A 19,936-nucleotide genomic window follows, 5' to 3' on the forward strand; every position below is an offset into this window, starting at 1 on the left:
ATTATTGTTGTAATTGACTCAAATATAAAATTTTGCTGATTTAATTACTATTTATTGCGTTTTTTGGCGAATAAACCCATATCTGGCTATCCTGCGTTTTTGCCTGGACCCGTAATTGGTTTGAATATCGCCTACCTCTAATACGAGCGAATACTGCCCAAGGTTCACAATGCGCGAATTTTCAAATACCCTGGCCTTGCCAATAACCGTAGTATCCTGAAATGCTATATCTGAAATAAGGAACAGCCTGTCGTTTGATAACGACCAGTTGCCCGTAGTGGTTGATTCCTGGCAATGGTAATTGGTAAACGTGCAGGTATTATCGGCTTTAAAGGTAAAGATCTGCTTAAACACACAGCCCGAATCCAGCTTTACCAGACTATCCTGCGTATCGCCGGTGTAGCTGGTAACCTGTGCCGATGCCAGTTGCCACGAGCCGCTGGCAAGCAGGGGCGCGATAGTAGCGTTCTTCTCTTTTTTGCACGAGTAATACAACAGCGTGATAGCTAATACTGAAAATATAAATGCGAATGTGTTCCTGTTCATTGGTTTTCGTGAGGAAAAGACAGCGGTAAAAATATGCCTTTGCCCCGATATTCTTCTTGTTAAACGGGTGTAATAGTTTCGTATTATTATAAAGCCGATATTTTTAAACGATACTTACTGCATCAGGTGCGCAAACTTCTCCCAAAAACCATCTTTTGGCAATGGCGCCTTTATCTCAATAGGTTCTTTTTTAATTGGGTGGATGAATTGCAACTTACGTGCATGCAAGCTGATAGATCTGCGCAGGCTGCCTCTAGGGTAGCCATATTTATTATCGCCAACTATAGGGCAGTTGAGGGTTGAGAGCTGCACACGGATCTGGTGAGGTCTGCCGGTGACGGGATTAACTTCTATCAGGTAATAACCGCCTGCTTCGCCTACCAAACGGTAATGCAATTCAGAGCGCTGACTGCCCGGTACTTCATGGTCGTGCGCCTTGGTAACGTTCTTTTGCGGATTTTTTACCAGCCAGTGCACCAGGTCGCCGTATTCGGGATTGGGTTTGTTGCGTACCACGGCATAATAGGTTTTCCTGATCTGCCGGGTTTTGAACAGGTTATTCATCCTTTCGAGCGCTTTGCTGGTTTTGGCAAACAAAATCAGCCCGCTCACAGGCCTGTCTAACCGGTGCACCACGCCCAAAAAAGCCCCGTTGGGTTTACTGTACTTTTTGGCGATGTATTTCTTCACCTTTTCGTCGAGCGGTTCATCACCGGTTTCGTCCACCTGCACAATATCACCCGCGCGTTTGTTAACCGCAATCAGGTGATTATCCTCATATAATATATCGTTATCGGTAATGTCGTTGTTGCTCATTGGGTCAGTTAATCATTTGGTCATTCTGTCATTAGGGCATTGGTCATTAGTCATTTGGTCATCCCGTCATTAAGGCATTGTAGTTCGATTTATCCGATAACCCAATGACTGATGACCAATGCCCCAATGACCACTAATATTGCTCCTTCTCGCTTGGGAAGTCGTTTGCTTTTACGTCGCTTACGTAGTTTTTTATGGCATCGTTCATTACATCATACAAACTGGCGTACTGGCGTAAAAAGCGGGGTTTAAAACCTTTATTAATGCCCAGCATATCGTGTATCACTAATACCTGTCCGTCGCAGTGCTGTCCGGCGCCTATACCTATGGTAGGTATTTGCAAGCTTTTACTTACTTCCTCGCCCAGTTTGGCGGGTATTTTTTCGAGCACTACACCAAAGCAGCCCAGCTCTTGCAGCTTAAGGGCATCTTCTTTTAATTTTTGCGCTTCGGCTTCTTCTTTGGCTCTTACGGTATAAGTACCAAACTTGTAAATCGATTGCGGGGTTAAACCTAAATGGCCCATCACCGGGATGCCGGCCGTAAGTATGCGGCTTACAGATTCGGCAATTTCAATGCCGCCTTCCATTTTTACCGCGTGCGCTCCCGATTCTTTCATAATGCGGATGGCTGAATTTAATGCCTCCTTAGAGTTGCCCTGGTACGAACCGAAAGGGAGATCGACCACTACCAGCGCCCTTTTTGCCGCGCGCACTACTGATGATGCATGGTAGATCATCTGGTCGAGCGTGATAGGCAGGGTGGTTTCGTGCCCGGCCATTACGTTCGAGGCCGAATCACCCACCAATATAATATCTACACCGGCATCATCCACAATGGTAGCAATAGAATAATCGTACGCGGTAAGCATCGATATCTTTTCGCCCTTGTTCTTCATTTCCTGAATGGTGTGGGTAGTTACTCTTTTTACTTCTTTATTTACTGACATTAGTAACGGGGTTTAATGCTAAATAAGCCTTTGCAAAGGTAGAAACTCCCTTTATATAAAATATTGAAAATTTATATAACCACAATATTAAAATTTTGTAACTTTGCGCCGTGAAAATAGGGGTGCTTTACTTCAAACTTCCGCATAGTTTTAACGGCGCGTCGCTCCAGGCAAACCGGGTTTATATATCATTTAATTTATTTTATAATGACTAACTACACCAAATTACCGGCTGTATTATTGCTTGCAGATGGAACTGTTTTTTACGGAAAAGCAGCCGGAAAAATAGGAACCACTACCGGCGAAATATGTTTTAATACAGGCATGACCGGGTACCAGGAAATTTTTACTGACCCATCATACTTCGGGCAGATAATGGTGACCACCAACTCGCACATAGGTAATTACGGAATTGCCAACGAGGAAGTAGAATCAAACAAGATACAGATAGCCGGTTTGGTTTGTAAAAACTACAACATTGCTTACAGCCGTAAGCAGGCCGATGAATCAATACAAGATTACTTTCAGGAGCAGAATATTGTAGGTATATCTGACATTGATACCCGCCAGCTGGTTCGCCACATACGCGATAAAGGTGCCATGAACGCTATCATCTCTTCGGAGATCCTTGACCTGGAAGAGCTGAAAGCTAAATTAGCCGATGTGCCTTCAATGGATGGTTTAGAGCTTTCATCGCAGGTATCAACTACCGAAACTTATACTTTTGGTAACGAAAGCGCGCCATACCGTGTAGCGGTGCTCGACTTGGGTGTTAAGAAAAACATCCTCCGTAATTTCGACGATCGCGAGGTTTTCGCCAAGGTATATCCTGCAAAAACCACCTTTGCCGAAATGGAAAAAGATTTCGCGCCGAACGGTTACTTCATCTCTAACGGCCCCGGCGATCCATCGGCAATGCCTTACGCGGTTGAAACTGTAAAAGAAATATTGGCTGCCGATAAACCGATGTTCGGTATTTGCCTTGGCCACCAGTTGCTGGCTTTGGCTAATGATATCCCGACCAAGAAAATGTTCAACGGTCACCGTGGTTTAAACCACCCGGTAAAAAACATTATTAAAGACCATTGCGAGGTAACCTCACAAAACCACGGTTTTGGTGTAGTGCCGGAAGCAGTAAGAGCATCTGATAAAGTAGAAATTACCCACGTTAACCTTAACGACCAATCAATCGAAGGTATCCGTGTGAAAGATAAAAAAGCGTTTTCGGTACAATATCACCCGGAATCATCTCCTGGTCCGCACGATTCAAGGTATTTGTTCGACGACTTTATCGAGCTGATGAAATAATTTTATTGCTGCGCAAGTGGATGATGTGCGAATGTGCGGATTTCAGATGTGCAGATGATAAATTCGAAATTGAAAATTCGATATCCGAAATGAAAAAAGCCTTTCAAGTATTTGCTTGAAAGGCTTTTTTATTGGGTTACTTTTTAACGTAAGTGTTATTAATGAATGTGTACTTTAACCTTATTAATAACCTTTATCATGAATAGCACATTCAAGTGGAACCTGCTGACAACTAAAGCTTTTATAGTCGGTCTTTTAATATTGATATTAAACGATTTCTATCTTAAATATCAGTATCCCGGGATGGTTACGGGTAAGCTGTCTGATTTTGCAGGATTGTTCATTTTTCCGCTCTTTATTGCTGCTTTTGTAAATCGTCCGTTGTTTGTGTATTATGCAACCGCAGCGTTTTTCATCTTTTGGAAAAGTAGTTTCTCGCAGTCTTTTATTGATGCAGTAAGTCATACTACCGGTTTGCATTTAAGCAGGGTGGTTGATTATAGTGACCTTATTGCTCTTGGCATTTTGCCTTTTTCTTATCGTTTTTATAAAAAGAATAACAACACACATAGCAACAGTATGCAGTTAGGCATGGCTATGATGGTAGGAGTGCTCGCTGTTTTTTCATTTTGTGCTACATCAGCACGCCGGGAATCGTTCGTTCTCAATAAAAAAATTGATAAAAAGTATGAATTACCTTTTAGTAAGGCAGTGCTCCTTGGTAAGCTAAAATCTGAATACGCCGCAGGTGATAGTATTCAAAACATGGCGGATTCTTTATTCTATATTTATTTTTTTGTAGATGAATATTATTCAGAAGCGACGGCTTTAGTTAAGATTAGACCGATTGATGATAAACATACGATAATACAATTGGATAGCGTTACTCAATTTGCGGTCAGCAGGAATTCTTCCGATGCAGACGAGAATACGATAAAAGCGATAAAGAAACTAACTTCTGCCGAATTTGAAAAGTATTTTGAGCGCGACTTTATAATGCACCTATCAGAAGATGATTATAAAGATGGGTTCTACTTCGATAATAAAAATGAATTAGATAAATATAACGCGAAGCAATAGTTATTGGCAGGTATATTGCTACATCTCCGGCAAAAATACCATTATGAAAAAGGGAGATACCGTACACTGGAACTGGAGCAATGGCGAAGCCGAGGGTACCATTACTAAAACGCATACCGAGCCGGTTACCAAAACTATTAAAGGCGCGAAGGTAAAACGCAATGCCAGTAAGGATAAACCAGCCTTTGAAATTAAAACGGATAAAGGTCAGCAGGTTGTAAAATCGGAGAGCGAGCTTAAAAAAGGTAAAAAGAAAGATTAGAACTTTCTACATTTATCCCGTTCACTCAAAACCGTTATGGATATTACCTACCAGGCAGAGGAAAACCTGCAAGCCGAAGAATTTAAAGCCCTGCTGATAAAAAGCACATTAGGCGAGCGTCGCCCAATTGATGATATTGACCGTATTGAAAAGATGTGCCGCAATGCTGGTCTTATTGTGACGGCACGCGCAGGCGATCAATTGGTAGGAGTGGCCCGTTCGGTAACTGACTGGGTGTACTGTACCTATTTGAGCGACCTGGCGGTTGACGAAGCCTTTCAGCACCGGGGCATTGGTAAAAAATTGATCGCCGAAACCAAACGCTTAACCCCGCAAGCCACCCTGATATTACTTGCCGCACCAGCTGCTGTTGGTTATTACCCTAAAATTGGCATGACTAATCATGAGCATTGCTATTTGCTAAGGGATGTGAATGATTTGAAGTAGCCCCCCATTTGTGCTTGGCAGATAGTAGCGCGACAGGTAACCGTAAAAATTGCGTCACTTGCTAAAAAGTTTATGGTTATATCAACAAACTGTGCCATTTTTACACGATGGAAAAAAAACCTATTATCACTGTAAAGAATCTCGTTAAAAACTATGGCGACTTTGCAGCAGTAAAAGATATAAGTTTTGAAGTGTATGAAGGCGAGATATTTGGTTTGCTTGGCCCCAATGGCGCCGGTAAAACCACCACACTCGAAATTATTGAAACCTTAAGGGATAAAACCTCCGGCGAGATCATCGTGGACGGGTTTTCGGTAGATGGCGACGCTGATGCTATTAAACAGCGCATAGGTGTGCAGTTGCAGGCGGCAGGTTATTATCCCAATTTAAACCTGTCCGAGTTGATCGATCTGTTCTCCGGCTTGTACGGCATCCGCAAAACACCTATGGAAATGCTGGAGAAAGTAGCGCTTACCGATAAGGCCAAAGCGAAGTATAAGCAGCTTTCGGGCGGACAAAAACAACGCTTTTCCATAGCTACCACCTTAATTAACGATCCGCGTATTATTTTTTTGGATGAGCCTACTACAGGACTTGACCCGCAGGCCCGCCGTAACCTGTGGGAGCTCATCAAACAGATCCGCGATAGTGGCACTACCGTAGTAATTACCACCCATTATATGGACGAAGCCGAAGTGCTGTGCGATCGCGTAGCTTTTGTTGACGGCGGCAAAATTGTAGGCATCGATACCCCCGACGCTTTTATTGATAAATTGGTGGCATCGGGCTTTGAACGCAAAAAAGAGGTAAAGCTGGCCAACCTCGAAGATGTATTCATTAACCTTACAGGTAAAGACTGGCGGGAAGGGTAGATTAAGTCCGGAAGTCGGGAAAGTCCGGAAGTCCGAAAGAGGAACGGCTTTATTGACTGTCACCATAAATAATACTAAAAAAGATAAATTCTCCGGACTTGCGGACTTTTCCGACTTCCGGACCAAAAACACAATATGACCAATAAATACAGTAACATAGGTGCAACACTGGCTATTGCAAAGGCAAGCTTAAAATCAATACTCCGCAGCCCCTCGGCTGTGATATTCAGTTTGGCGTTTCCGCTGATATTTATACTGGTATTTGGTTTTATTGGCGGCGGCGGTGTTACTGTTGATGTAGGCGTGGTTAGCGGTACAGATACCACCAGTCCGGTTTACAAGGCGCTGCAAGCTACCAGTGTTATACGTTTAGAAACCGACCTTACACCAGCCGATATGCAATTGAACCTTGAGAAAGGCAGTATAGACGCGGTGCTGAAAATTGATAAGAACACCGCCGGATTAACACCTTATACTGTAAACGTAAAATATACCAAGGCGTCGTTCGCTAAGGGTAATATCCTGAAATCGGTATTAAATAACATTCTTTACATCGTTAATACCAAAGGTTCAAACGCGCCGCCACCTGTTGCCGAACTAAAGGAAACCACCATCAGCGGCCGCGAATACAAAACTATCGACTTTATATTGCCTGGTCAGCTGGGGTTCTCGCTGTTGAGCACTGGCGTGTTTGGTACTGCTTTCGTGTTTTTAAGCCTGCGGATTACATTGGTGATCAAGCGCTTTTTTGCAACTCCGGTTAAAAGATACAGCATTGTTATTGGTGAGGCACTGGCGCGTATCACCTTCTCTTTGATGGGCGCTTTGTTTATTATATTGATAGGTCACTTCGCTTTTGGCTTTACGCTGATACACGGTTTTGTTACGGTAATTAATATGCTCATCCTCTCGGTGATCGGCATAATCGTGTTTATGGGCTTCGGGTTTACGGTATCGGGCATTGCCAAAACAGAAAGTACAGTGCCGCCTATTGCTAATATAATTACGCTGCCGCAGTTCCTGCTGTCGGGCACTTTTTTTTCTATCAACGCTTTCCCTAAATGGTTGCAACCCATCAGCAGGGCACTGCCGTTAACTTATTTAAATGATGCCATGCGCAAAGTGGCCTTTGAAGGGGCGGGCCTGTTTGATGTAACCCACCAATTATTGATATTGCTGATATGGGGAATAGTGATCTATACCATAGCTGTTAAGACCTTTAAATGGGAATAACGCTTAACATTAAAATAACATTAAATAGTTTTATATTAACATTAAGGTAATAATCAGGAAATATATTTGCTGCATAAACAAGCAAATATGTTACAAAGAATTGCGTTCATATTGTTAATATTAACTGTGTGTTCATTAAATGTTAAGGCGCAGAATGGTAAAACGGGTACATGGGGCATTGCCACAGTTGTTTTACCCGGCGATAGCGCGCATAAATGGGGTGGATACGTCGAACTGCAATCGCGCGCCAATAAATTGTTCAACCAATTCTTTTATTACGAAACCAAGGGGGGGATTAGCTACGATCTGGCCAAGAACTACACCGCGCTGATAGGCGGCGGGCGCTACGTTACTTATGATTTTAATAATCTTGATGCCCCGCCAACCGTGGTTGAAGCCCGTATGTGGGAGCAATTGACCATCAATTCTTTTCTCGATCGTATCAAATTAGAACATCGCTACCGTGCCGAACAAAGATGGCTGAACGGCATATACCGTAACCGTTTTCGTTACCGCCTTAATTTGGCCGTGCCGCTTAATCATAAAAAATTTGAGCCTAAAACATTTTTTGTTTCGGTGTTTGATGAGATCTTCCTGAACAATAAAGCCCCGCATTTTGAACGTAACCGTTTTTCGGCGGCATTGGGTTACCAGTTTGATAAGGCGGTAACGGTGCAGGCCGGCTGGTTAAACCAGTATAACTATACGCTTACCTCGGCAGGCGATAAAAATAACCTCGCCATAACGGTGATATACCGCATAAACCGCAAGGCAGCCAAGCCAAATGAGCACATGCCGAGCACAATTGATTAAGAATCATAATAAATGCTAATTTCTGATTGCGTTTTATTGAATTAGCTGTTAACTTAGCCGCCGTTTAAAAGTGTAAAATTTTCAAAAAACCTGACAATTTAGTATGAGCATAATAATTGACGTACATGCCCGCCAAATTTTAGATTCGCGTGGTAACCCAACCATTGAGGTTGATGTTTTAACAGAGAACGGTGCTTTAGGCCGTGCAGCAGTACCTTCTGGTGCTTCAACCGGCGTACACGAGGCTGTTGAACTTAGGGACGGCGACAAATCTGTTTACTTAGGTAAAGGTGTTTTAAAAGCTGTTGCTAACGTAAACGATAAAATTGCCGACGCATTGAAAGGTGTTGATGTATTTGAGCAAAATACTATTGACAGCATCATGATTGAGCTGGATGGTTCTGAAAATAAAGGTAACCTGGGTGCTAACGCTATTTTGGGTGTTTCTTTGGCAGTAGCTAAAGCAGCAGCGCAAGAGAGCCGTCAGCCGCTTTACCGTTATGTAGGTGGTGTTAACGCTAACACTTTACCTATCCCTATGATGAACATTGTAAACGGTGGTTCGCACTCTGATGCGCCTATCGCTTTCCAGGAGTTCATGATCATGCCTATCGGCGCTTCTTCATTCTCTGAAGCATTGCGTTGGGGTACCGAGGTTTTCCATAACCTGAAAGCAATTTTACACGACAGAGGCCTTTCTACAGCAGTAGGTGACGAAGGTGGTTTCGCGCCAACTTTTGAAGGTACCGAAGATGCTGTTGAAACCATTATCAAAGCTATCGAAAAAGCCGGTTACAAAGCAGGTGAGCAAATTTACCTGGCGTTTGACTGTGCCGCGTCTGAATTTTACAAAGACGGTAAATACGATTATACTAAGTTTGAAGGCGATAAAGGTGCTATCCGTACCAGCGCCGAGCAAGCTGATTACCTGGCTTCATTATCTGAAAAATACCCTATCGTTTCTATCGAAGATGGTATGGCTGAAGACGACTGGGCTGGCTGGAAATTATTAACCGAAAAAATTGGCGATCGCGTTCAATTAGTAGGCGACGATTTATTTGTAACTAACGTAAAACGTTTACAACAAGGTATTGATACCGATACTGCTAACTCTATATTGGTAAAAGTAAACCAAATTGGTTCGTTAACCGAAACTATCAACGCGGTTTCTTTAGCGCAAACTAATGGTTATACTTCAGTAATGAGTCACCGTTCGGGCGAAACTGAAGATGCAACCATCGCCGATTTAGCTGTAGCATTAAATTGCGGTCAAATCAAAACCGGTTCAGCTTCACGTTCAGACAGGATCGCTAAATACAACCAGTTGTTACGTATCGAGGAAGAATTAGGCAGCAACGCTAAATTCATCGGTAAAAACTTCAAATTCCTTAAAAAATAAGGAGCGGTAAGCAGAAAGCTTAAAGGTAAAAGCTGAAAGGTTTTTATCGCTGATATTGAAACGCCGGCCCTTATGGGTCGGCGTTTTTTTGTTGGGAGTAGCATTGACAACTTTCTAAATTTGTCAATGCTTTTTTAGTTTGTAAATTTGACGTATGCACGAACCTGTCGACCAAAAATCGCTATTACCAAACTGGCAACAAGAGTTACTTGATATTAGGTTGCTTGATATTGAACAGCATCCCGAAAGCATAAAACCTATAACCAATCTAAGTTCAATATTGGAAGGAAAGGAAAATGATGAGTGAAGAATTTGAAATAAGAGGATTTGATGCTTTTCTTAAGGTCAGTATTGAAAAGGTTTTGGGTTATCCGGACCAAACTTCTTATTGGGGTGGATATGATTTGAAATGCGTTGTTGAAATATATTCAGGAAATTTTCAGGTTAAATCGGATATGTATACTTCAACTGTAGAGATATATGATTTTTACGAGAAGCTGAAAGCTTGTAACAACGTATTAAAAGGTGATGTATCATTTTCTAATTATGAGCACAATTTAGAATTTAAGATAATTTACGATATTAACGGTACGATAACTGTTACAGGGGATTTCAGGGGCAATAGCGACCTTGACAATAGATTGATATTTGAATTTCACTCCGACCAATCTTACATTATGCCAACCTTACGGCAGTTGCAAATTATTGCCGATAAATATGGAGATGAGAAAGGTGTTCAAGGTTAATAGCTGAGCTTATAGTCATCCAATTACGTCAAAATCTATGTTCCAATAATAAATTGTATCTTTGCTAAAATAATTACCCGCTCGCTTACGGTTTTGATCACCGCACATAACAAACGCTTCAGATCCAAGTATGCTTCGCGTTAGCAATAAATACAATACATGTCATTCGAAAAATTGAATTTGATTGAGCCTATTTTAAAGGCTCTTAAAACTGAGGGATATACTCAGCCTACGCCTATACAGGCACAGGCAATACCTATTATATTACAACAAAAAGATCTTTTAGGCTGTGCCCAAACCGGTACAGGTAAAACAGCCGCTTTTGCTATACCAACATTACAGTTGCTGTATAACAACAGGCAGCAGCATAAAGAACAAAAAACCATTAAGGCCCTTGTTTTAACCCCAACCCGCGAACTGGCTATCCAGATTGACGAGAGTTTTGCCGCTTATGGCAGGCATACCGGTTTAAAGCATTTGGTAATATTCGGTGGTGTGTCGCAAAACCCGCAGGCTGATGCTTTACGCAGAGGTGTGGATATTTTGGTGGCAACTCCGGGCCGATTGCTCGATTTAATGAATCAGCGCATTGTTCACCTGGATCAGGTTAAAATGCTGATACTGGACGAGGCCGACCGTATGCTGGATATGGGTTTTGTGAACGATGTTAAAAAGATCATCGCTAAAATCCCGGTGAAAAGGCAAACGCTTTTCTTTTCGGCTACCATGCCAAAAGAAATTCAGCACCTGGCCGATAGCATCCTGAACAAGCCGGAAAGGGTAGAGGTTACCCCTGTATCATCTACCGCCGAAACTATACAGCAGGAACTTTACTATGTAGATAAGGGCGACAAAAAATCGTTACTGATCCACCTGCTGAAAGATAAAACCATACTTACCGCGCTGGTATTTACCCGCACCAAACACGGTGCCGATAAGGTAGTTAAAGACCTCAACAAGGTTGGCATCACTGCCGAAGCCATACACGGTAATAAATCGCAAAACGCGCGTCAGCGTGCGTTAACCAACTTCAAGAACCGCAGCACACGCATATTGGTAGCTACCGATATTGCCGCCCGTGGTATTGATATTGATGAACTTACACACGTAATCAACTTTGAATTACCGAACATTCCCGAAACCTATGTACACCGTATTGGCCGTACAGGCAGGGCGGGCGCAAATGGTATAGCCATATCGTTTTGCGATGAAGAGGAAAAGGAATTTCTGAAAGATATTCATAAACTGATTGCTAAGGCTATCCCTGTAAATGAGGAGCACCCTTATCCGCTGCCACAGCTTACCAGCCAGCAGCGTATATTACAGGAGCTTAAAAAGCAGGATAAAAAAGGCGGTAACCGTGGCGGTGCAGGTCATCGGGGCGCTAAGCCTGCCGGTGCAGGTCAATCAGGGGGCGGTAATAAACGCTTTGGTGGTAACCGTAACAAAGGCAACGGCGGTAACCGAAGCGAAGGCAGCGGCATGAGCGGCAAAGCCCGCACCAGTGGTGGTAACAAACGCGCTTCGTAAGAGTAAAATGAAGATATAGAAGAGGCTTCTTGCTTTTCATTTATTGTCATGCTGAGGAACGAAGCATCTATCGCAGACTGGCGTAGCGAAGAAGATTCTTCACTACGTTCAGAGTGATAGTTTTTTTTAATTTCTCTCGATAATAGTTTTTTACACAATAATTTTAAGGGATTAACTTACAATAAGTTAATCCCTTTGTTATTTATTAATGGTTTAACTGCGTTTGATGTTAATAAGTTAATAAGCATATTTGCATCCCTCAAAAATTTTAAATAGCTTTAAATGAAATTTATAGATCCAGCTAAAATGAAACGCCTTATAGCCCTCTTCGGTAACAAGTTCTTTTTGGTTACAGTAGCATTTGTGGTATGGATGATATTTTTTGATAAGAACGACCTGCTGTCGCGCTATGAATACCACCAACAGGTAGAAAAACTAAAACAAGAGCGCGATTTCTACGAAAAGGAAACCAACAAGGTAACCAAAGACCTCGACGAACTTACCTCCAACCCCCAAAAGCTCGAAAAATTCGCCCGCGAAAAATACCTCATGAAAAAGGATAACGAAGACGTTTTTGTGGTGGTAAAAGAAAAGGGAAATAAAGAGTAATACACTTAATCTTCTTTTCCCTTGTATTCCTTTTGTTTTGCTATAATACAGAGTTGATAACTTTGTCTGCTATATACCCAGCACCTGCTTCAGCTTAACATAGCCTGTTTTACTTACCGGTATTTTGGCGCCCGATTTAAGGATGGCCAGGTGCGAATCTTTTTCGTAGGGATCTATACGGGTAATTTCAGATACGCTGAGTATATATGAGCGGTGCACGCGCACAAATTGATTGGTATCCAGCGTTTGCTCAAAAAAGCTCATGGTCTTATTTTTCAGGAATGAGCCTTCGGGAGTGATGATGCTTACGTAATCGTCATCGGCCTGCAAGTACAATATATCGCGTACCGGGATGATCTTTACCTTGGTGCCGGTTTTTACCACAATACGCTCATGCTGGGCGGGGGATAACGATACCTCATCAAGCAGCTTTTCGGTTTGTTTAACCGGCTTGGCATCAACGGCACTAAGGGCAAGGTATTTGTCGATGGCCTTATTAAAGCGGTCTTTACTGAAGGGTTTTAAAAGGTAATCTACCGCGTGTGCCTCGAAAGCTTTAATAGCGTATTCGTCGAACGCGGTGGTGAATATTACCGATGGCGGCTGCTCTACCAGTTCCAGCATTTCAAAGCCGGTTATTTTAGGCATTTGCACATCCAAAAATATCAGATCGGGCTGGTATTGCATTATAGCTTTAAGCCCTTCAAAGCCATCGCCGCATTCTTGTATCAGTTCTATCTGGTCTTTAAAATTTTGCAGATACTCCATTACAACCATACGTGCCAATGGTTCATCATCTATTATCAGTGCGCGTTTCATGCCTGTGGTACTTTAATTATGGTTGTAAATATATTATCATTTGCATGAGTTTCCATCAAATCATTACGGGCAAATAACAAATACAGCCTTCTTTGCACCCCGCGGAGGCCAAAACCGGTACCCCGCTTCGGCCGCGACGTTAAAGGATCGTACGGATTTTGCACCATCAGCACCAAATAACCGCCATCCATTTCGCCGCGAATACTTACGGTTACTTCGCCAATGGTATCGTATAAACCAAATTTTATGGCATTCTCAACCAGTGGCTGCAGCAGCATGGCGGGCATAATAGCTTCGCCGCAGGTTTTATCACAGCTTACCTCAGTTTGCAGGCGGTGGCCAAAACGTACCTTCTCAATTTCGAGATACAGGTTGAGGTGTTGCAGCTCTTCGCTCAGGCTTACCCGTTGCTGGTCGTCCTTACGCAGTGTGCCACGTAAAAAGTCCGACAGTTGATGGATCATCTTACGGGCTTCATCAGGCTTAAAGCCGATAAGCGCGTTGATAGAGTTAAGGCTGTTGAACAAAAAGTGCGGTTGCAGTTGCTGGCGCAGATTATAAAGTTCGGCATCGCGGGCCAGTGCTTCGGCTTCGGTGCGGCGTTTTTCAGTCTCTTTCTGATCGAGCTGCGAAAAATACATGGCACTCAGCATGGCCATCCAACCGATAGCTAAAAAGTTGGTGAAAAAGCGTATCACCAGCGATTGCTGTAAAAAGTTGATATATACTTCGCCCGGTTTTATCAGCGGCAGCAGGTAACGGCCACCCGCGGCGCAAATAGCGGCCAGCGCCACGCACCAGATGAACAGGTTGATATAACTACCTTTGCCGGGCAGGTAATAACGCAGGTTGTTGTTGATAAGCCAACAGGCACCGGTTAACAGGGCCGAGCTTGCCACACCATCAATAACCGACATATACAGGTCAAAGCCGAAGCTATGCACAATATAGGTTTGCAGCATGGCCCATGCCAGCCCGCAAACCGCGAATGCCAGGTATAATCGTGTTAAGTGTATTTGTGGAATAGCCAAAGCCTTTTTCTTTTAATTAATTTTTAACAGTCAACAAGGCCGCTTTATGGTGTGCCCAGGCAATATACAGGTCGGCATCTTTAGCTTCGTGTATCTGGTAGTGTAGCTCGGTGCCATCGGTAAGGCCATTAAGTTGGTTTACTTCGGTTACATCAACAAATTGCCATTGCACGGCCTGCTTTTGAGCCTGGGTAAAGCTGTCTTGCAGTTCGGCGCCTATTTTATTGGCTTTTTCAAAAGCCTTAAGGTCGTTTTCGGCATTTATCAATCTTAGTTGCTCATCAAATTGGGCAGGGTGGTTGCCATCGCCGCTGATGATTCTGAAAATGAGTTTTGTTACGTACCAGTTCATGTTAAAAAATATTGCAGTTAATAGATCTTCTTGTTTGAGTTTTTAGTAGCTGCGGATATCAACCCCCGCGAATATGGATATACCTTTAAGTATTAATACCTTTTCGCTGCTGATGGCGCCCGCATGACGCATTCGCTTATCATCAACCCCGGCAAATACAGCCGCCATATCTGATATTACATGCCAGTGCGGAGGCACTATAAGCTTGGTGCTGCCAAATACCTGTGTAAGTTCAATTACTACACGGCCATTAATATCGGCCTTGGTAAGGTTAAGCTCGGTACCGCCAAATATGTTAACCACTTCGCCGCCCTTAAAATCCTTCGACAGGATAATCTTGTCCACCCCTGCAAATACGGCTACGGTATCTAAATGATCATCATTGTATGTACCGGTAAAGCCGGCAAAGGGGTTTTTAGGTTGCTGCGGTTCACCGGTGCTGAAGTTGCTGCTGCCGGTAGTTGCATTGCTGCTATCGTTCACCGTATAATCAACCAGCGGGTCTGGCGTATTGAAATCAACCGGTTGCTTGCCGCTTTCCTCAAAACGTTTCCATTTTTCGTTATCGCTGCGTTGGCTGCGTTTAAGTATTATCCATATACCAAAGGCGATGAATGCCAGCGGCCAAACTACACGGCCTGTGTTTACATGCGGAGTGGCTTCGTCAATTAAAAAAACTACGCCTAAAAGCACCAATATAAACCAGGCGTTCTTTTTAAAATTGCTTTTAGCGCCTATGTACAAACCCGGTATAATTAACCACATTGGCCAGCTGATAAGCCAGCCCGGAAAGAACACGATGTTGAGTTGATTTATCAGCAGAACCGCACCCACCACCAAAAGTATTACCCCTGCAATGGTTTTGCCATTGCGCGGCTCTTTTGATTTATCTATATAGTTGTTCATGACTTTTATATTCAAAATTATTAATGGTATAAAACTACATTAACATTTGAGGTATGCCAACACTAAACTGGCAATAGCTTTAAACAAATCGGTAAGCGGGTGCTTTTTGGCGGTGAAAATTTTGCGGGTTGTAATATTAAAACTATGCCGCCCAAAACAATTAACTTAAATTGCCATTATATACACTCATCCACACGCATCATGGTCAATAAAGATTACCCTTTTTACCTTAAAAGCACGGTCATATTATTTGGTATTATACTGCTGGTTTACGTGTTTGCGCAACTGGCCGATATACTGGTTCCGCTGGCATTTGCCGGCTTTATTGCGGTACTTTTAAACCCGCTTTGCACCCGTTTGCAAAACGCTAAAGTGCCCCGGCTGCTATCTATCATACTGGCCATGCTGATAGCCATTATTATAGTATTGGCGGTGTTCTATTTCCTATCTACACAGATGATCCAGTTCGGCGAATCGTTGCCCATGCTGAAGAAAAAGTTTGCCGAAATATCGGTAGAACTGCAAAACTGGGTGCAAAATACCTTTGGGGTAGCTATTGAAAAGCAAACAAAAATGATACAGGATCTCATCAACAGCAGCCAATCAATGGTGGGTAAAACGGTAGGTACGGTACTTGGTGTATTGAGCGTGATCTTCCTGCTGCCGGTGTATGTGTTCCTGATACTGTTCTACAAGCCGCTTATCTTAAATTTCCTGTACGAATCTTTCAGCGAAGAGAACTCCAAGCAGGTAGGCGAAATATTAAAACAGACCAAAGCGGCCATACAAAGTTACATTGTTGGCTTACTTATAGAGATGTTGCTGGTAGCCATCTTGAACGCCACCGCGCTCATTATTTTAGGGGTGAAATATGGCTTGCTGATAGGCGTGATAGGCGCTATTTTAAACCTGATCCCTTACCTGGGCGGCATTATCGCTATTGCTTTACCGGTACTAATGGCTACCGTAACTAAAGACGGCTACAGCACGCAGTTGGGGGTAATTGCTGCTTATATCATCATCCAGTTTATTGATAATAATATACTGGTACCGAGGATAGTATCCTCAAAAGTGCAGATCAACGCCCTGATGTCGATAGTGGTAGTATTGCTGGGAAATGCTCTATGGGGAGTGTCGGGGATGTTCCTGTCTATTCCGTTTATAGCAGTAATAAAGATCATTTTTGATCATATTGATGGGTTGAAACCATGGGGTAAGCTGCTTGGCGATACCGTACCCATGCAGCATAAAGGCATTAAGTGGAACAGGGCTAAACCTAAGCCCGCTGAATAGTAATTGAGGTAACATAAAATAACAAGGCCCGGATAGCATATTGCTGTCCGGGCCTTGTTAAAACTGTCATTCTGAACGTTTGAAGAATCTTCTTCGCTATGCTTATCAGCGATAGATGCTTCGTTCCTCAGCATGACAGTGGAGAGTGGTGTGAGCCATCGTCATTATTAATGCCCAACCGGGTTATCTGCCTTATTCAAAGTACCGTTGATGAACAGGGTTGGGTTAACCTTTTTAGGATCGCCCTGGTATACCCAGATAATGTTGCCTATATAGCTGCGGAAAGCGGTGTTCACCTGGTCGAGGGTTAGTTTTTTAACATCGCTGGCCATGGTTAAAGAGCGTTTCCAATTGCTGTGCAATACTTCGTTGGCTGCAATTGATGATGCCTGCGCGCTGTTGGTTTCATTTTTGTAATAGAAACCGGTAACGTAGGTAACTTTCATGTCGGCAACTTCATCTGCTTTAAAACCATCGGTTTTTATCTTGTCAACCAGTTTGTCAAATACAGCGATGTATTTATCGGGCTGGGTGGTTGATACCGAGAACCTTGCTACCGAGGTAGCGCCGCTGCTGAACCATGCCTGCGGGGCGTAAGATAAGCCATTGTTGGTACGTACATCCAAAAAGTGACGGTTAGCGAATATGCGCATAGCCACGCTGAAAGCATCGTAATCAGGCGCGCCCGGCTGCGGACCGCTGGTGATACCTTCTACATAGTTGGTCGCCAGGTCTTTCTTTTCGGAATTAAATGAGTTTTTGTACACCCTGAAGAATGACTTTTTAAATTCGAAAGGAGCGCCTTGTTTAACACCACCTAAAAATTCTTTCACCTTTGCCTCAATATCACCGCGTTCAAGGTTAGCCACGATCACGATCAGCATACGCGATTTGGTGAAGATAGACTGGTAGTATTTTTTGGTTTCCTCCGGGGTTAAGGCTGTAATAATAGGCACGGTACCGGCTGGGTCTTTCACATAATCACGACCGGCAAAGGCTATCTTATCCGCCATTTTATCAATAGCCGCGTCGGGTTGCGACTCATTGGCTTTCAAATCGTTAATGGCATCCTGCTTAATGCGGGTAAACTCCTTAGCATCAAACTTAGGCTGTGTCATGGCCTCAATATACAGGGGCAATACCACATCCAAATCGCCTTTAAGGCAATTCATCCTGATCACCGAATAGTTTTTGTTGGTATAGCCGTAAACCTGCGCGCTCACTTTGTCCAGCTCATCTTTAAAGCTATTTTTATCATGCTCCAGCGTACCGCATTCAGTAAGAGCGGTCATGGCCATTGATTCGATACCCATTTTGGTTGCCGGGTAGTTTTGTACACCGCCTTTTATAATGGTTTGTATCTCAACAATATCGTTTTTGGTAGGTTGTACTATCACTTTTACGCCGCTTACTGTCATCTCGTAAGCTTCATCCTGCGCCATGGCCGGTTTTATGCTGCCGGCGGTTGCCGCTATCAGTAATGCAAATATGTATTTCTTCATTGTAATAGATTTTAAGGATTACTTAGCCACAAAAAATGAAGCTACATTTTGTTGTTTACTCAATTCAGGTTTTAAAATAATACCTGCCACTTTTGGTTTACCGATGATATAGGTATCCAAAAACTTCTTGATATCGGCACGGGTAACCTTTTGGTAATTACTATCCAAGTCGGTAAAGTAATTGAGCGAGGTGCTGCACCATTGGTAGCTCATTTGGCTGGCCAGTGATGATGGTTTCTCTTTACGGCGCAGGTTGTTACGCTTCATAATGGCTTTCGCGTCGGTTAACTGGGCGTCGGTGTAATAGTCGGCCTTATCCCATGCGCTGATCTGTTTTAACACCTCATCAGTACATTCTTTTATTTTGTTAGGATTTGGTACCACAAATACCTCGATAGGGCCAACGTATTTGCAGGTAGTATAACTCACCGATACTGAAGACGCCAGTCCTTTATCAACCAGCGCCTGCTGTAATTTTGATGAATTTAAACCAACAATGGTAGAAAATACATCGGCAGCAATGGTAGAAGCTGAATCGGTAAGGTATGAAGGGCCTTGCCAGCTGTACTGGATGTATGGTGTTTGGGCAATGGTTGATTCTTTTACAAAATACTCATCCTTGGTTAATGGCTTAAACGGAGGGATAGGGTATTTTACATGCGGATCGAAACCGCTTGAAGCCCAGTCGCCAAATATTTTTTCGGCCAATGCGAAAGCTGCATCATGTTTAACATCGCCGCAAATAGTTAATAAGCTATTGTTAGGGAAGTAATATTTATCCTTGATGATCATCATTTTTGCCGGGGTAGCATTGTTGATCACCTCGTGTACACCGATAGGGTTTTTGCGGGTTAGCAGGTCGCCCCAAAGTTTTTGCTGGGTTTCGTACCATAACTGAAAACCCGGATCACTTTCGGCACGCTGAAATTCACCGTCAACTACGGGGCGTTCCTTTTTCATATCTTCCTCGCGGTAAATAGGGAAACGGATAGCGGCGTTCATGAATTTTAAACCGGCGTTAAGGCTATCCCTGTCGAACGTAAAAAAGTAGTTTACACGCTCCACATCGGTGGTGCCGTTCCAGATAGCGCCAAGTTCTTGCGTGCGTTTCAAAAATTTTTCCTGATCGGGATAATCTTTGTTGGCTTTAAAGAACATATGCTCAAAAAGGTGCGATAAACCGCTGTACTCGGGGCCTTCGGTATAGGCACCGTTCTTTACAGCAATTTCGATGGTAGCCAGCGGAACTTTGCTGTTTTCAATAACTACCACTTCCAGGCCGTTCGGAAGTTTTTTCCAGAAGTAGCCTTCGGGCAGTTTAGGCTGGGCAAACGTGTGCACAGTGCACAGCATCACCACCAGGCCTAACAAAAAGCTTTTGATAAATTTAGAGGTCATATATTTACAGTTAATTAAAAATAGA

Annotated in this window: 22 protein-coding genes; 13 read left to right on the forward strand and 9 right to left on the reverse strand. The window is 43.2% G+C overall.

Annotation, left to right across the window (positions count from 1 at the left end; genetic code table 11):
* Positions 1 to 51: 51 nt before the first annotated feature.
* The 3 genes from AC07NA_RS25280 to panB all read right to left on the reverse strand — a co-directional run bounded on the left by AC07NA_RS25280 (position 52) and on the right by panB (position 2,311).
* The gene (locus AC07NA_RS25280) at positions 52 to 546 is read right to left on the reverse strand and encodes a lipocalin family protein (RefSeq protein ID WP_345214050.1); all 495 of its coding nucleotides are present in this window, start codon (positions 544 to 546) and stop codon (positions 52 to 54) included.
* 114 nt (positions 547 to 660) lie between these two features.
* Positions 661 to 1,362: an RluA family pseudouridine synthase gene (locus tag AC07NA_RS25285; RefSeq protein WP_345214051.1), complete on the reverse strand. Its 702-nt coding sequence runs from the start codon at positions 1,360 to 1,362 to the stop codon at positions 661 to 663.
* Positions 1,363 to 1,495: 133 nt separating this feature from the next.
* Positions 1,496 to 2,311, reverse strand: a complete 816-nt coding sequence (panB, locus tag AC07NA_RS25290) for a 3-methyl-2-oxobutanoate hydroxymethyltransferase (RefSeq protein ID WP_494900764.1) — start codon at positions 2,309 to 2,311, stop codon at positions 1,496 to 1,498.
* Positions 2,312 to 2,518: 207 nt separating this feature from the next.
* Here panB and carA point away from each other — a divergent pair, with 207 nt between their 5' ends.
* The 12 genes from carA (at position 2,519) to AC07NA_RS25350 (ending at position 12,610) form a co-directional block, all read left to right on the forward strand.
* The gene (carA, locus tag AC07NA_RS25295; RefSeq protein ID WP_494900766.1) at positions 2,519 to 3,619 is read left to right on the forward strand and encodes a glutamine-hydrolyzing carbamoyl-phosphate synthase small subunit; all 1,101 of its coding nucleotides are present in this window, start codon (positions 2,519 to 2,521) and stop codon (positions 3,617 to 3,619) included.
* Positions 3,620 to 3,817: 198 nt separating this feature from the next.
* Positions 3,818 to 4,699, forward strand: a complete 882-nt coding sequence (locus AC07NA_RS25300) for a hypothetical protein (protein WP_494900767.1) — start codon at positions 3,818 to 3,820, stop codon at positions 4,697 to 4,699.
* 43 nt (positions 4,700 to 4,742) lie between these two features.
* Complete coding sequence (locus AC07NA_RS25305; RefSeq protein ID WP_345214055.1) at positions 4,743 to 4,961, forward strand: hypervirulence associated TUDOR domain-containing protein; 219 nt, start codon at positions 4,743 to 4,745, stop codon at positions 4,959 to 4,961.
* 36 nt (positions 4,962 to 4,997) lie between these two features.
* On the forward strand, positions 4,998 to 5,408 hold the full coding sequence (locus AC07NA_RS25310; protein ID WP_494900768.1) for a GNAT family N-acetyltransferase: 411 nt from the start codon (positions 4,998 to 5,000) through the stop codon (positions 5,406 to 5,408).
* A gap of 107 nt (positions 5,409 to 5,515) precedes the next feature.
* On the forward strand, positions 5,516 to 6,280 hold the full coding sequence (locus AC07NA_RS25315; RefSeq protein ID WP_494900769.1) for an ABC transporter ATP-binding protein: 765 nt from the start codon (positions 5,516 to 5,518) through the stop codon (positions 6,278 to 6,280).
* Positions 6,281 to 6,415: 135 nt separating this feature from the next.
* Positions 6,416 to 7,513, forward strand: coding sequence for an ABC transporter permease (locus AC07NA_RS25320; RefSeq protein WP_494900770.1), 1,098 nt, complete (start codon positions 6,416 to 6,418; stop codon positions 7,511 to 7,513).
* Positions 7,514 to 7,600: 87 nt separating this feature from the next.
* A complete protein-coding gene (locus AC07NA_RS25325; protein ID WP_494900772.1) occupies positions 7,601 to 8,326 on the forward strand; it encodes a DUF2490 domain-containing protein in 726 nt (241 codons plus the stop codon).
* A 103-nt stretch (positions 8,327 to 8,429) separates the two neighbouring features.
* Positions 8,430 to 9,725: a phosphopyruvate hydratase gene (gene eno, locus AC07NA_RS25330; protein WP_494900773.1), complete on the forward strand. Its 1,296-nt coding sequence runs from the start codon at positions 8,430 to 8,432 to the stop codon at positions 9,723 to 9,725.
* A 154-nt stretch (positions 9,726 to 9,879) separates the two neighbouring features.
* Entirely contained in the window at positions 9,880 to 10,032 is a 153-nt protein-coding gene (locus tag AC07NA_RS25335) for a hypothetical protein (protein ID WP_494900775.1), read from the forward strand.
* Entirely contained in the window at positions 10,022 to 10,471 is a 450-nt protein-coding gene (locus AC07NA_RS25340) for a WapI family immunity protein (protein ID WP_494900777.1), read from the forward strand. The genes AC07NA_RS25335 and AC07NA_RS25340 overlap by 11 nt, the downstream gene beginning before the upstream one ends.
* Before the next feature lie 159 nt (positions 10,472 to 10,630).
* Positions 10,631 to 12,001 (forward strand): DEAD/DEAH box helicase, encoded by a 1,371-nt coding sequence (locus AC07NA_RS25345; protein WP_494900779.1) that lies wholly within the window; start codon positions 10,631 to 10,633, stop codon positions 11,999 to 12,001.
* 282 nt (positions 12,002 to 12,283) lie between these two features.
* The gene (locus AC07NA_RS25350) at positions 12,284 to 12,610 is read left to right on the forward strand and encodes an FtsB family cell division protein (RefSeq protein ID WP_494900781.1); all 327 of its coding nucleotides are present in this window, start codon (positions 12,284 to 12,286) and stop codon (positions 12,608 to 12,610) included.
* A 69-nt stretch (positions 12,611 to 12,679) separates the two neighbouring features.
* On the opposite strand, the gene AC07NA_RS25355 is transcribed toward AC07NA_RS25350, so the two are convergent.
* Genes AC07NA_RS25355 through AC07NA_RS25370 form a run of 4 tightly spaced genes read right to left on the reverse strand, consistent with a single transcriptional unit; the run spans position 12,680 to position 15,718 of the window.
* Positions 12,680 to 13,429, reverse strand: a complete 750-nt coding sequence (locus AC07NA_RS25355) for a LytR/AlgR family response regulator transcription factor (RefSeq protein WP_345214066.1) — start codon at positions 13,427 to 13,429, stop codon at positions 12,680 to 12,682.
* Positions 13,426 to 14,460, reverse strand: a complete 1,035-nt coding sequence (locus tag AC07NA_RS25360; protein WP_345214067.1) for a sensor histidine kinase — start codon at positions 14,458 to 14,460, stop codon at positions 13,426 to 13,428. The genes AC07NA_RS25355 and AC07NA_RS25360 overlap by 4 nt, the downstream gene beginning before the upstream one ends.
* Before the next feature lie 16 nt (positions 14,461 to 14,476).
* Positions 14,477 to 14,812: a DUF4288 domain-containing protein gene (locus tag AC07NA_RS25365; protein WP_345214068.1), complete on the reverse strand. Its 336-nt coding sequence runs from the start codon at positions 14,810 to 14,812 to the stop codon at positions 14,477 to 14,479.
* 42 nt (positions 14,813 to 14,854) lie between these two features.
* Positions 14,855 to 15,718: a LiaF transmembrane domain-containing protein gene (locus AC07NA_RS25370; RefSeq protein WP_345214069.1), complete on the reverse strand. Its 864-nt coding sequence runs from the start codon at positions 15,716 to 15,718 to the stop codon at positions 14,855 to 14,857.
* A 201-nt stretch (positions 15,719 to 15,919) separates the two neighbouring features.
* Between AC07NA_RS25370 and AC07NA_RS25375 the strand changes: the two genes are divergently transcribed.
* Positions 15,920 to 17,011, forward strand: a complete 1,092-nt coding sequence (locus AC07NA_RS25375) for an AI-2E family transporter (protein WP_494900784.1) — start codon at positions 15,920 to 15,922, stop codon at positions 17,009 to 17,011.
* Positions 17,012 to 17,178: 167 nt separating this feature from the next.
* Here the strand turns inward: AC07NA_RS25375 and AC07NA_RS25380 are convergent, their stop codons facing one another.
* Together AC07NA_RS25380 and AC07NA_RS25385 are read right to left on the reverse strand one after the other, a co-directional pair.
* Complete coding sequence (locus tag AC07NA_RS25380) at positions 17,179 to 18,513, reverse strand: M16 family metallopeptidase (protein WP_494900786.1); 1,335 nt, start codon at positions 18,511 to 18,513, stop codon at positions 17,179 to 17,181.
* Between the two features lie 18 nt (positions 18,514 to 18,531).
* The gene (locus tag AC07NA_RS25385; RefSeq protein WP_494900788.1) at positions 18,532 to 19,911 is read right to left on the reverse strand and encodes a M16 family metallopeptidase; all 1,380 of its coding nucleotides are present in this window, start codon (positions 19,909 to 19,911) and stop codon (positions 18,532 to 18,534) included.
* Positions 19,912 to 19,936 lie beyond the last annotated feature (25 nt).

It is taken from the genome of Mucilaginibacter sp. GW821-FHT07G05 (assembly GCF_059418565.1).

Bases quoted from the DNA above. Each gene is read 5' to 3' on its own strand.
- AC07NA_RS25355 (WP_345214066.1), bottom strand. From the start codon at position 13,429: ATGAAACGCGCACTGATAATAGATGATGAACCATTGGCACGTATGGTT.
- AC07NA_RS25370 (WP_345214069.1), bottom strand. From the start codon at position 15,718: ATGAACAACTATATAGATAAATCAAAAGAGCCGCGCAATGGCAAAACC.
- carA (WP_494900766.1), top strand. From the start codon at position 2,519: ATGACTAACTACACCAAATTACCGGCTGTATTATTGCTTGCAGATGGA.
- AC07NA_RS25285 (WP_345214051.1), bottom strand. From the start codon at position 1,362: ATGAGCAACAACGACATTACCGATAACGATATATTATATGAGGATAAT.
- AC07NA_RS25305 (WP_345214055.1), top strand. From the start codon at position 4,743: ATGAAAAAGGGAGATACCGTACACTGGAACTGGAGCAATGGCGAAGCC.
- AC07NA_RS25320 (WP_494900770.1), top strand. From the start codon at position 6,416: ATGACCAATAAATACAGTAACATAGGTGCAACACTGGCTATTGCAAAG.
- AC07NA_RS25340 (WP_494900777.1), top strand. From the start codon at position 10,022: ATGATGAGTGAAGAATTTGAAATAAGAGGATTTGATGCTTTTCTTAAG.
- AC07NA_RS25375 (WP_494900784.1), top strand. From the start codon at position 15,920: ATGGTCAATAAAGATTACCCTTTTTACCTTAAAAGCACGGTCATATTA.
- panB (WP_494900764.1), bottom strand. From the start codon at position 2,311: ATGTCAGTAAATAAAGAAGTAAAAAGAGTAACTACCCACACCATTCAG.
- AC07NA_RS25280 (WP_345214050.1), bottom strand. From the start codon at position 546: ATGAACAGGAACACATTCGCATTTATATTTTCAGTATTAGCTATCACG.
- eno (WP_494900773.1), top strand. From the start codon at position 8,430: ATGAGCATAATAATTGACGTACATGCCCGCCAAATTTTAGATTCGCGT.
- AC07NA_RS25315 (WP_494900769.1), top strand. From the start codon at position 5,516: ATGGAAAAAAAACCTATTATCACTGTAAAGAATCTCGTTAAAAACTAT.
- AC07NA_RS25310 (WP_494900768.1), top strand. From the start codon at position 4,998: ATGGATATTACCTACCAGGCAGAGGAAAACCTGCAAGCCGAAGAATTT.
- AC07NA_RS25300 (WP_494900767.1), top strand. From the start codon at position 3,818: ATGAATAGCACATTCAAGTGGAACCTGCTGACAACTAAAGCTTTTATA.
- AC07NA_RS25365 (WP_345214068.1), bottom strand. From the start codon at position 14,812: ATGAACTGGTACGTAACAAAACTCATTTTCAGAATCATCAGCGGCGAT.
- AC07NA_RS25325 (WP_494900772.1), top strand. From the start codon at position 7,601: ATGTTACAAAGAATTGCGTTCATATTGTTAATATTAACTGTGTGTTCA.
- AC07NA_RS25335 (WP_494900775.1), top strand. From the start codon at position 9,880: ATGCACGAACCTGTCGACCAAAAATCGCTATTACCAAACTGGCAACAA.
- AC07NA_RS25385 (WP_494900788.1), bottom strand. From the start codon at position 19,911: ATGACCTCTAAATTTATCAAAAGCTTTTTGTTAGGCCTGGTGGTGATG.
- AC07NA_RS25345 (WP_494900779.1), top strand. From the start codon at position 10,631: ATGTCATTCGAAAAATTGAATTTGATTGAGCCTATTTTAAAGGCTCTT.
- AC07NA_RS25380 (WP_494900786.1), bottom strand. From the start codon at position 18,513: ATGAAGAAATACATATTTGCATTACTGATAGCGGCAACCGCCGGCAGC.
- AC07NA_RS25350 (WP_494900781.1), top strand. From the start codon at position 12,284: ATGAAATTTATAGATCCAGCTAAAATGAAACGCCTTATAGCCCTCTTC.